The sequence below is a fragment of the Zooshikella ganghwensis DSM 15267 genome (assembly GCF_000428585.1).
Classification (GTDB): domain Bacteria; phylum Pseudomonadota; class Gammaproteobacteria; order Pseudomonadales; family Zooshikellaceae; genus Zooshikella; species Zooshikella ganghwensis.
In genome coordinates this window covers 1-10,995 of the sequence record NZ_AUAF01000146.1, presented here as the reverse complement: position 1 = coordinate 10,995, position 10,995 = coordinate 1, and the positions used below count along the sequence as shown (strand labels likewise).

General features: G+C 40.1%; 9 protein-coding genes and 1 pseudogene. 2 read left to right on the top strand and 8 right to left on the bottom strand.

The genetic code is table 11. The features are described 5' to 3' along the window. Positions 1-225 precede the first annotated feature (225 nt). Positions 226-684: an acetyltransferase gene (locus tag F607_RS0121320; RefSeq protein WP_027709698.1), complete on the bottom strand. Its 459-nt coding sequence runs from the start codon at positions 682-684 to the stop codon at positions 226-228. A 204-nt stretch (positions 685-888) separates the two neighbouring features. Then, a complete protein-coding gene (locus F607_RS30980; protein ID WP_051311717.1) occupies positions 889-2,118 on the bottom strand; it encodes a cyanate transporter in 1,230 nt (409 codons plus the stop codon). Between the two features lie 193 nt (positions 2,119-2,311). Here F607_RS30980 and F607_RS30975 point away from each other — a divergent pair, with 193 nt between their 5' ends. Beyond that, positions 2,312-2,818 (top strand): MarR family winged helix-turn-helix transcriptional regulator, encoded by a 507-nt coding sequence (locus F607_RS30975; protein ID WP_038291996.1) that lies wholly within the window; start codon positions 2,312-2,314, stop codon positions 2,816-2,818. A gap of 331 nt (positions 2,819-3,149) precedes the next feature. On the opposite strand, the gene F607_RS0121305 is transcribed toward F607_RS30975, so the two are convergent. Continuing rightward, positions 3,150-4,055, bottom strand: coding sequence for a LysR substrate-binding domain-containing protein (locus F607_RS0121305; RefSeq protein ID WP_027709697.1), 906 nt, complete (start codon positions 4,053-4,055; stop codon positions 3,150-3,152). 280 nt (positions 4,056-4,335) lie between these two features. On the opposite strand from F607_RS0121305, the gene focA reads away from it, so the two are divergent. Then, positions 4,336-5,811 carry a formate transporter FocA gene (gene focA, locus F607_RS0121300; protein ID WP_027709696.1) on the top strand — a complete coding sequence of 492 codons (1,476 nt, stop codon included), beginning with the start codon at positions 4,336-4,338 and terminating at the stop codon, positions 5,809-5,811. Positions 5,812-5,889: 78 nt separating this feature from the next. Here the strand turns inward: focA and F607_RS0121295 are convergent, their stop codons facing one another. The 5 genes and pseudogenes from F607_RS0121295 to F607_RS34830 all read right to left on the bottom strand — a co-directional run. Next, positions 5,890-6,381, bottom strand: a complete 492-nt coding sequence (locus tag F607_RS0121295) for a GNAT family N-acetyltransferase (RefSeq protein ID WP_027709695.1) — start codon at positions 6,379-6,381, stop codon at positions 5,890-5,892. Positions 6,382-6,909: 528 nt separating this feature from the next. Further along, the gene (locus F607_RS0121290; RefSeq protein WP_094786092.1) at positions 6,910-7,242 is read right to left on the bottom strand and encodes a hypothetical protein; all 333 of its coding nucleotides are present in this window, start codon (positions 7,240-7,242) and stop codon (positions 6,910-6,912) included. A 98-nt stretch (positions 7,243-7,340) separates the two neighbouring features. Continuing rightward, the gene (gene aguA / locus F607_RS0121285; RefSeq protein ID WP_027709693.1) at positions 7,341-8,438 is read right to left on the bottom strand and encodes an agmatine deiminase; all 1,098 of its coding nucleotides are present in this window, start codon (positions 8,436-8,438) and stop codon (positions 7,341-7,343) included. Positions 8,439-8,510: 72 nt separating this feature from the next. Beyond that, complete coding sequence (locus F607_RS0121280) at positions 8,511-9,470, bottom strand: LysR family transcriptional regulator (RefSeq protein ID WP_027709692.1); 960 nt, start codon at positions 9,468-9,470, stop codon at positions 8,511-8,513. Positions 9,471-10,721: 1,251 nt separating this feature from the next. After that, a pseudogene (locus tag F607_RS34830) lies at positions 10,722-10,995 on the bottom strand (IS982 family transposase); the annotation flags it as partial.

Here is a 10,995-nt window from a genome sequence, read left to right as displayed (position 1 = left end):
AGTGGTTATAACCTGAATTAACTCATGTCTAATGAAAACCATGATATGAATTAATTCTAACCCGTTGTTTCTAATAGCTTATTTTTAGCCGTCATGTGTATTCAATAATGGCCAAAGCCGAGTAAAAGTGAAATCAGTAATAAATGTGCTTTATAGCGTATAAATATCGAAAGTGAAGTTTTTTAAAAGTCCAGAAGAACATACCTTCAATGGTGGGTATATATTTTATTTCGAAGAGGAAAATAACCCATGACTGATTTCCATATGTAATAATGGAAAAGGTTTCCCCATACCATCTTTTTCTGAGCGTCCAATAACTTTAAAACCTAGGTGCTGATAAAAACCTAATGCTTGGTCGTTTTGTTCATTTACATCCACTTTTGATGCACCTAGCTCACGAAGAGCGTATGAGAGTAACTTTTTACCTACGCCTTTACCTCGATGGGCTGGGTCAATAAATAGCATTTCAATATTATTTTCGGCGGTTCCGATAAATCCTAAAATTTGGTTATCAGTATTTTTGATACACTTGAGAGCGACCTGTGGAAAAAACTGGTCTACTAACATGGGCTTATAAAACTGAATATCGTGTTCTGTTAGAAAGTCATGAGTTGCTCTTACTGATGATTCCCAAACGGATACTAACTCAGGGTAATCGTTTTGACTGGGAGTCGTTATTTCCATTGTTTAGCCTACTTCTAGAGTATTACGTTTTTATCCCCTCTCGCTGGGGATATGCTACTGGTAACAATTTAACAGGTCCTATCATTTATATAAGTATACTGACGTATAATTATATGTGTGTCACTGGGAATAAAAAAGTCCTGCGGCTAAGCGCAGGACAAGGGTTGCAGTAGTTATCTTGGACACACGGTTTGCAACAAAAAATTAGGCCGCAGAAGGTGCTAAACGTGCTTCAGACTCCTCTGGTTCAAGATGTCGATGTGGATGGAATAGCATTGCAAGCATTAAACTAAGAACACTGCATACCGTGAGCAATAACCAGGCATTAGCAAAGCTTGTCATTACATCGCGTATCATGCCTGCAATCCATGGTGAAAATGCAGCTATTATATAGCCAATACCTTGAACAAAAGCGGCTAATTTTCCAGCACTTACTGGGTTGCTATGGTGGTCCATGGTGACAATTAATGACATTGGAAAGATACCGCCAATCGCTAAACCTAAGAACCCACTCCACAGCCATAAACCCTGCTCAGGTGCATAAGCTAATCCAGCAAAGCCTATTACCATCATGACACATAGCGTCATAATAACGGGGCGACGGTCTTTCCTACGAGCAGCAATAATAGGACAGATCAATCCTGAAACAACTTCAAGTGTCGTTAAAAAGCTTAACAGCCAGCCAGCGTCTTTTTGTGAATAACCAAATTCGATTGCGTAAGGGGATAACCACGCTAAAACGCACGTGTAAGCAGCTGTGCCTAAGCCAAAAAATAAGGCGAGTGTCCACGCACGATGTTTAGTCCAATAATTAATTGGTGCAGTTTGTTTGCCTCTAACGCTATGAAAATGGAAGTGCTTGTGATTTATTTTCCACAAAACAAGTGCCACGATACCTAACAAACTCCAGCAGGCAAGACCTAGTCGCCAGTTGGTTGAAATATTTTCAACATAAGGGCTGCCTGCAGCAGCAATCGCTGCACCACCCATAATAGCAGTAATGTAAAAGCCCATTAGAACAGGCACTTTTGTTGGGAAGTTTGCTTTTATTAATGCAGGCATAAGGGCTTGAATTAACGCAATACCTACACCTGCTAAAAAAGCAGTTATGGTTAATATTAATGTTGAATCTACCCAGTAGCGTGCAGCGGTTGCAGCACTTAATAAAATAATTGAATACGTCAATAGTCGTGCTTCCCCCAGGCGTTTGGCTAAACTGAAGCCTGAAAAAATAGCCAATCCCATGGTCAGTACAGGTAGCGTGGTCAGGAGGGATGCAGCGCTAAACGATAACTGAATATCCGCTTGAATAGAGCCTAACAAGGGGCCAATTGAGGCTAGACTGGGTCTTAAATTCAGACCTATGAGAATAATGGTCAGTAATATGATAAAACCCGCTGACTGAGGTTTATCAAATGATTGTTGTTTACTCATAAGGGGGGCTCCGGAAAATAGCTTCTCCATTAGCTATCTATCTTAATATGATATATCTTTATATAAAGATAAATTCACTATAAGGCATAATCAGCTGTTGGTAAAGTATCTTTATATAAAGATACTTGCACAGTTTATAAGGTTTTAATTAAGATTCGGTATTGGCAGTGAGTGACCTTGTAGAGGCAAATGAATGAAAAACAACAAGTTGCAAGCAGATGATATTGACCGATTGGTAATTCAGTGGCAGCAACAGGGCATATCAGAAGACTTGCTACCGATGGCTATTTATGGACGCTTAGCCCGAATTTACAAACAACTTGAGCGTGTTATACAACAGTGTCATGCAGCGTGTGGATTAAAACCTGGGGAGTTTGATGTATTGGCATCATTAAGACGCTCTGGAGAACCATTTTCGCTCTCACCTACGCAGTTATATCAGTCGATGTTGCTTAGTTCGGGGGCGATGACCAACCGTTTAGATAAGTTAGAAGAGAAGGGGTTAATTAAGCGCAGTCATTGCAGTGATGACCGGCGTTCGGTGCAAGTAAAGTTGACTAATGAAGGTAAAGCATTAATAGATGAAGCTTTTCAAAGTCACTTGTCCTTACAGCATGATTTTATTGCTGGGCTTTCAAAGAGTGACCAAAAAAGCGTTAACACGTTGCTAAAGCATTGGCTGGCTGAGTTAACTAAATAGAAAGAAAGTTTGTGAAGAAATCTCAGGCATAAAAAAACCTGCTGAATAAGCAGGTTTTTAGATTAACCTTCCTAGCGGCTAGTCCTTTTAGCCAATCCTTTCACCTAAAGCGACTTAGGTTTTTTCGCTGGATTTCCTGGTGCTTCCTTTCTCTAAGGTCCTGTGGCCTTCCTGACCCTCAGCGATTTGTTAAGTACATGATGCTACAAATTACGCTGAGAGCAAACGGCTAAATGTTAGTACGGTTTGTAGGAAATCTGCCATATTAATGTAAGTAATTAGTCATATAGCCTGTATTGCCTATGAGTTTAAGAGGGTCGTACCTGAAACCCTAAAGAACATTTGGTTTGCTTTTCATCATTCTAAGTCCTTCTCGTTTAAGGCATTCCGCTAGTGGGTTTTCAACCATATCGATACGCCATATAAATGATAATGTTCGTTCCATATTAAGTTCTGGAACATTGAGCGTAACCAGTTGGCCTTGTTCAATAAATTGCTCAACATCCAAGTAAGGTAGACACGTCAGGTAAGGTCCATTTGCAACCATGCTGCGTAATACGGGAACGTGCTCATATTCTCGCCAGACATCAAGGTCAGAAATTAAGTGGTGAATTGAACTATCAAAAATTTTTCTCGTACCTGATCCATGTTCTCGCAAGACCCATTTTGCTTGTTCCAGTTGAGCTAAGCTAACCTGCTTGCATTGAGCAAAAGGGTGATGAGAGGCTGCTATGACAGTTAAGTGGTCTCTGCACCAGACTTCTTGGGTTATCCGGTTATCATCGCAACGGCCTTCAATAATGCCCAAATCGTACTGATAGTCGAGAACGCCATTAATGATGCTATCAGTACTTTGTACTCCTAGTTTTATTCTAATTTCCGGAAAGTCATTATCAATAATACTGATCAGGTCAGGTACCAGGTGTTCAGCGGGCGTTTGGCTGGCACCCAGTTTAATTTCGCCACTTAAAAGGTGTTGCCCATGAAAACCATACTCAATTTGCTGTGCGTCTTGTAAAAGCTTTTTAGCCTTGGGCCTTAACCACATTCCCCAGTGTGTAAGTGTCATCATTTTTCCTTGTCGTTCAAACAAAGGATGCCCCAGCATTTTTTCTAACTGGGCGAGTGACATGCTGGTAGCGGACTGAGTGAGTGACAATTTTTCAGCGGCTTGACTGACACTTCCTGAATCTGCAACAGCATCAAATACAGCTAATTGCTTTAATGAATAACGCACGTTCTTACCTTAAACGCTAACAAATGACTAACTTTTTTAAAGCATATTTCTTAAAACGGTTTCGACGTGAAAAAGTTTGTGTCCTATTGTACACGCAATTTAAGGCCTATCAATAAAGTTGATATACCCTTTAAAAATTATAAATTTTACCGATGGTAAAATATGCCGTAATCTTAAATCACCCACAACCAAGGGTATAAAGGCCTAAAAATAAGCAGCTGCTGACTCACTATTAATCTTAACAGGAGACATGTTATGCATATATGGGAGAGTAGTGCCTATGTCAGTACCTAGCTCATTATCTAAACAGTTCTTCTCACCACCTGAAATGATGGGAGAAGCAGAAAAGTTTGCGTTAAGTAAAACAAGTAAAAGTACAACCGTTAGCATCTGTCTAGCGATAATGGCTGGATTGTTTATTGGTTTGGCTTTTCTTTTTTATATTACAGTAACAACAGGTAGTACAGAACAAGTCGGGTGGGGGTTAAGTCGTCTCGCGGGTGGAATTGCTTTTAGCTTAGGGCTGATTTTGATCGTTATTTGTGGTGGTGAACTGTTTACCAGTACCGTCTTGTCGAGTATTGCGTTGGCCAATAAACAAATTACTTTTAAAAAAATGTTCTCTATTTGGAGTAAAGTTTATTTAGGAAATTTTATTGGTGCTTCAATACTATTGATTTTAGTAACAGCTGCCGGTCTTTATCAAATGGACCATGGGCAGTGGGGTATGAATGCATTGATGATTGCACAACATAAGTTACATCATACGCCTATACAAGCTTTTGCACTGGGAGTGCTGTGTAATCTTTTAGTATGCCTTGCTATTTGGATGAGCTTTAGTGCTGCAAATGCTTTAACGAAAGCTTTTATGGTGATTTTGCCTGTTGCTATGTTTGTCAGTAGCGGTTTTGAACACTGTGTAGCGAATATGTTTATGGTACCTCTTGGCATTAGTATTCAAAGTATGGCTCCTCCTGAGTTTTGGACTCAAGTTGGCTTAAGTCCAGATCAATTTACTGATTTAAATTGGCTGCAATTTATTTCAGCAAACTTAATCCCTGTAACCTTGGGGAACATTATTGGTGGTGCAGTATTAGTAGGCTTGGCCAATTGGTTTATTTATCGACAAGTACAATGTAAAGCCGTTATCCCCCAATCTAATGTTTCAATTATAAAAACCCAACCTACACAAAACTTGCCTAAAAAGGAGTCCACTATAATGAGCGCAAAGCAAACTGTTAAATCAATTCTACAGCACCAAGCTTTTTCACTTAATACTGATATGTTAACAGCCACAGCGTTAGATAAACTATTGAAAAACAATTTGGAAGGTGCGCCTGTTATTGATAAAAATGGTCAGTTGGTAGGGTTTATGTCGTTACATGATGTGCTTGTTGATTTATGGTGTCAGGGGTATATCCCCGTTGAAGATCAGAAAGTGGTCGATTTAATGAGTCGAGAAATAGTCGCGATTAACGCTAATGATTCATTAATCGACTTGGTTGAGTTTATGTGTATTGATAAGGAAAAACTATTTCCTGTCACAGACAGTGGCATAGCGACACATTTATCTACTTTATCTTTAGAAGAGAGGGCTAAGCAAATGCATGTTTCGCGTCCTCATATCTTACCTGTGGTTGAAGAGGGTAAATTAATTGGCGTTGTTACTAGATCTGATGTTGTAAGAGCACTTCGATCTGTCTATGGAGAAAACTTAAAAGACGTGAGTAAAAATGCCAGTCTAGAAATAGCTTAAATATGATCAACTGTCCTCGATGAGTTATTTTGATAGGGGGCAGTTGATCATATCTACTATGAAAAATTAAAAAAGAAACTATAAGCTAACCCTGGCCATTAAAAAAACATCTGCATACTCACCATTTTTATAAGCAAATGCTTTTGCGGTCCCTTCAATATTAAACCCTAGTTTTTTATATAGCTTAATGGCTGGTTCATTATCCGTGTACACTTCTAACTCAATACGTTTGATAGCTAACCATTTAGTTGAAAGCTCAATTGCTGCGTTTAAAAGTGCAGAACCTGCACCTTTATTTTGAAACTCTTCACTGAGAGCCATACCTATGCTTGCCACATGTTTGCGTCGAGGAGATGGATTAACTGTTAGACCAAGCTGTCCAATGATTTTGCCCTCAACTTCTGCGACCAGGCTATATACACCATTATCAAGTTGCGTTAAACGTTTTTCCCAAAGCTGTTCAGAAGGAAAAGGGAGCTGAAGTGTGCCGGTAAAACAAGAAAGTTGCTCATAAATTTTCTTAATGGCGTTAATATCATTAGCTTCACTGTGTCTTATTGTTATTTCCACACTTTACTCCTTAATAAGGGTGAAGGGCAGTCTCATATAAATTTGCTTGTAAAAAGATTTTTTGAGCCCCTTTGTCCTGTCAGACTATACACCGAAATATTACAGTTGTTTATTTATGCAGGGTTGGAGGGTTGAGCAAATGGGTTTGCTATGGAAAATGGTTTTTCTTAAGATGACGTCAAACCCTATTTGTGAAGAGGGGGGTAATTATGCAAATGATTAAAAACTATAGACATAAAAAAACCTGCTATTTAAGCAGGTTTTTTAACGACCACCTTCCTGGTGGCTCGTCCTTGTAGCCGGTCCTTCAACCCATTCACTTGGGTTACACGCTGGAAATCCTTTTGCTTCCTTTCGCTTTGTTTCCTTTGAGCTTTTCTAGCTGCCAGCGCTTCGATGGGTATATGATGCTACAACTCGTGATTTGAGCCAACCGACAAACGCCAGAAGAGTTTGTAGGATATTTGCCATTCCTTTGTAGGTTGATTGCCTGCTTTCATGGCGGGTATACCATTGTAGTAGGTATTCCTAGCTCTCTGGCGTTGTTTCAAATTCTTTTTTAAGCAGCTTTCCTATGCAGTTGGTGAAGGGGATCACTCGTTGCATCTCTGCTTCTGTCTGTTTGTTTGGGTTGAGGTTTGAAATGCTAAAGTCTCCGGTAGACTCTGGCTTTGATTGATTTTGAGTATCAATGGTTGCTTCCAGAAACAGCTTGTACTTTTCACCTGCAGGTAACAGTTGAGTACATTTTTCTAGCGGAGCTAAATTCTCATCGCTGATGCCAGGCTTTGATGGGTTGCTGAAGCAACCACTTAATAATGCGGCACATACTAAGCTAAGTGTCAGTTTGATCATTCTCATTACAAAATACCTTATATTTACTTCTGTAAGCTGCAGTAACCCTCAGTGGATTGGCTGCAAGCATCACTTTTGGTTACCTAAAAGCTAGAGCACATAATTTAGTTGCCAGCAGGGATTTGTTGGGTGATGCAGTGAATATTGCCTCCACCAAGCAGAATTTCTCTAGCGGGGATACCTACTATTCGATGTTCAGGGAAAATCGCTTGTAACTGTTGTTGTACTAGGTCATCTTGCTGTGGGTCCAAAAAGGGCATTACTATAAGCTGGTTGGTTATCAGAAAGTTGACATAAGAGGCTGCGAGTCGGTCATCTGCTTGTCTAGGCCAAGTAGAGTCACATGAGAGTAAACCACGAGCTTCAACATCCGTCATGTACAGAGGACCTGGCTGAGGTATCTTATGTACGACTAATGAGCGGCCTTGAGCATCTTTGCTGTTACTTAACACTTCATAAGCTTTTACTGAACGAGCGTATTGAGGGTCATTTTCATCATCGGTCCAGCTGAGTAACACTTCCCCTGGCCGCGCAAAGCAACAAAGGTTGTCTATGTGGCCATCGGTTTCATCATTGTAAACACCTTCAGGCAGCCAAATTATTTTTTTGATGCCAAGATAGTCTTGTAAGAACCCTTCAATTTCTGCACGACTTAAGTGAGGGTTGCGGTTTGGGTTGAGTAAACATTCTTCTGTGGTAATAAGTGTACCTTCACCATCAACATGAATGGCACCACCTTCAAGTACAAAAGGTGCATCATAGCAAGCAAAGCCATGTACCGCTGAGACTTTGTGCGCAACAAGTTGGTCTTGATCCCAGGGAAAGTAAAGACCAGAGTCTAACCCTCCCCAGGCATTAAACTGCCAGTTTATTGCACGGCGTTCGCCTTGATCATTCACTACTATTGTCGGGCCTGTATCACGAAGCCAAGCATCATTTGTACTTAGCTCAACTACGCGTATTTTTTCTGATAATACCTGTCGTGCAAAAGGGTAAGCTTTTGCAGATACACCCACATATACTGTCGTTGCTTCAGCAATAGCTTGGGCAACAGCAGCAAAAGCACGTTGTGCAGGCTGGGCGCCAAGTCGCCAGTTATCGGGTCGCTCGGGCCAGGCTAACCATACTGCTTGTTGTGGTGTAAATTCGCCAGGCATATAAAAACCATCTTGGCGAGGCGTTGAGCATAAGGTTTTGTTCATGTCACTTGCACATCGTGAATTTAAGTGAAAGCCAAATAATATAGTGAAATAATAGGATAATAAAATTGTAAATTATGCAACTTTGCTTTTTGCGGTTGACATAATATGGTCAACACATTCAATGGTGGTTTGCTTAACTAATTTTCTAAACCAAATATGGTCTGTATCTTCGTCCAGTCGAGAGTGCCACATTAATCCATAATCCAGGCTGGCAGGTACAGGACAGGAAAACATTTGTAGTTTAGGGTTTTGTAGTAGAAGAAGGTGGCATAGAGGAGTGGGTAAAGTCAAAATTAAATCACTGGACTCTACTAAACCAAGAACTGCTGTTACAAGAGGTATTTCTAAGGCTATATCGCGCTGGTAACCTTGTTCTGCTAAGGCTTTATCAATAACACGCCAGTAGTTGGCATTTCCGGTATTGGCAATGTGTTTATAGTCGAGATAATCCTCTAGGGTAATTGAAGGCGACTTTTGAAGTATAGGATGTTGACTATTGACTACACAGGCAAGCTCTGTAGTACCGATTTTATCAAGAATAAGACCGCTGTGTTCATCCTCAAAAACACAAAGCGCTACATCGGCTTTGCCTTGAACTAAACTTTCTGGGTTATATTCTTGCCAAGGAGTCAGTGAGATAATAGCTTGAGGTGCGTCTTTTAAAAATGCTTTCATCAGCTGGGGAAAGCCAAAGGTGACGCTAACATCACTGGCTGCAAGTGTGAACCGACGTTTGCAAAGGTTATTGCCAGGGACCCCGGAGGAGAATACTTCCTGGGCATTTTGCACTATAAATGCAACCTTATCTCTTATCGAGTGAGAAAGAGGAGTCAGTTTAAGTGTGTTGTCCTCACGATATAGTAAGTGGTCGTGCATTAGGCGCCGAAGTTGAGACAGGGATTTACTCACATTTGACTGGGTCATATTTAGCCGGTGTGCTGCACGGGTTACATTGCGTTCCTCATACAGTGCGTGGAGGCATACTAAAAGATTTAGGTTAATTTCATGCAAAGGTTTTGTACTGTTGAACATTCTCGTTATCCTTGAACAGGCCAAACCCATTGACATTACTGCAGTGGCGATGGTGTCACTTGGGTTTGCTTTTCATCCATGCATTTAAGCGTTTTTGTGTCCTGTTGGTGTAAAAATTAGCTATTCAGTATTTTCTTGACTTGGTGATATACACTACAAACCGCTTTTTTATGATTGTTAATGTCACTCTTTATTAAAAAGAATCTTCTGACAGGTCACTTGATACTATTCAGTACCATATTCCCTTCACGAATCATTTTTAGGGATTGTTGTCAGCGCTCTTGACCACCAAGGATGGTGGGAATGCAGTTTATGCAGGAGCATTTAACTGCCACCCCAGTCACTTATTTAATATAAGCTCCGGGGGCTTCATCGCTTGACGGCCGCACCCTTGTGCCCTAGGGGTATAAAAACCCTTCGTTTTGGGTATAGTATATCGTTTTTCTACAAAATTATGAAAATTCAGTTTTAAATATGTGTGTAGCCTCATTAATACAGATGTTGAGGTGTTAGCTGGCGATGTTTTTCTGTGTTGCATTAATGTGTGCTGCCATGGTAACGGACTCATCTTAACTTCAGCGTATCTGGTCGTGTGGGTGATTATAATATACGAAACATGCTTTATATTAAAAAGGCTTTATGCTTTTGCTCTCGCTGTTAATGTGGATAGCATGCGTTGGTATTTAATACACTCTTAATAATGTATTTATTGAGTGGTTAGGTAGCTACGCAAAAAACAAGCTATGATCATGCCATTATCTTTAATTTTATGAGTGCTATTTAATCAAGTGTAAAGTAAGCAGGTAGCAGAATTACTTTTTTCTGGTATTGCTTAATACGGCGTGATACTGAATCATATGATAGTCCTTATCTTTAGACGTTATGTAAGGGAATACGGTTGAATGAAGCTTATTTAAATGTTTAATTTTAATCGCCTTGTTAACTTACCTTATGGTGCAATTGGTAACCGACACCATAAAAAAGGCGAATGATAACTACAAAAAGCAACTTGTCAAAGTGAATTAGTGGTTATTTTGTTTAAAATAAATAGTTCAGACAAGTTTCCCTATACTATGAATTGCTAACAGGGGTGTAAAGCTTTCCAGTAAAATTGAGCAAGTACTGTATGAATTTTAGGGTGATATCTCACAATTGAAATGGTACTGAAAGGTCGCAATGGGTAGGTGAAGAAATATTAGAACGCTCCCTTCAACTATATTTCAGTATTAATATCACGCGATGCTCGACTTTTTAGCCTATTAATTGAGCCAACTGAAGTGGAGCGTTGCCTTCGTTTCTATTGAGTAACACACATAAACTGTGTGATAACAATTTACGACTTATTCGATTCGTCAGACTCCATAAGGTCCTACCTTTTGTTCGTTGGATATTAAACGTTTTTACAAGCTGACCAATCGTTGTCTCAACCCGTCGTCGGACCCGGTTTAACTGTCCCCTCCATTTCTCTGGGAGTTGATCCACCATGTTTTCTCTGACCGGTGTTTCTAATTGTACTGCTTTTAGC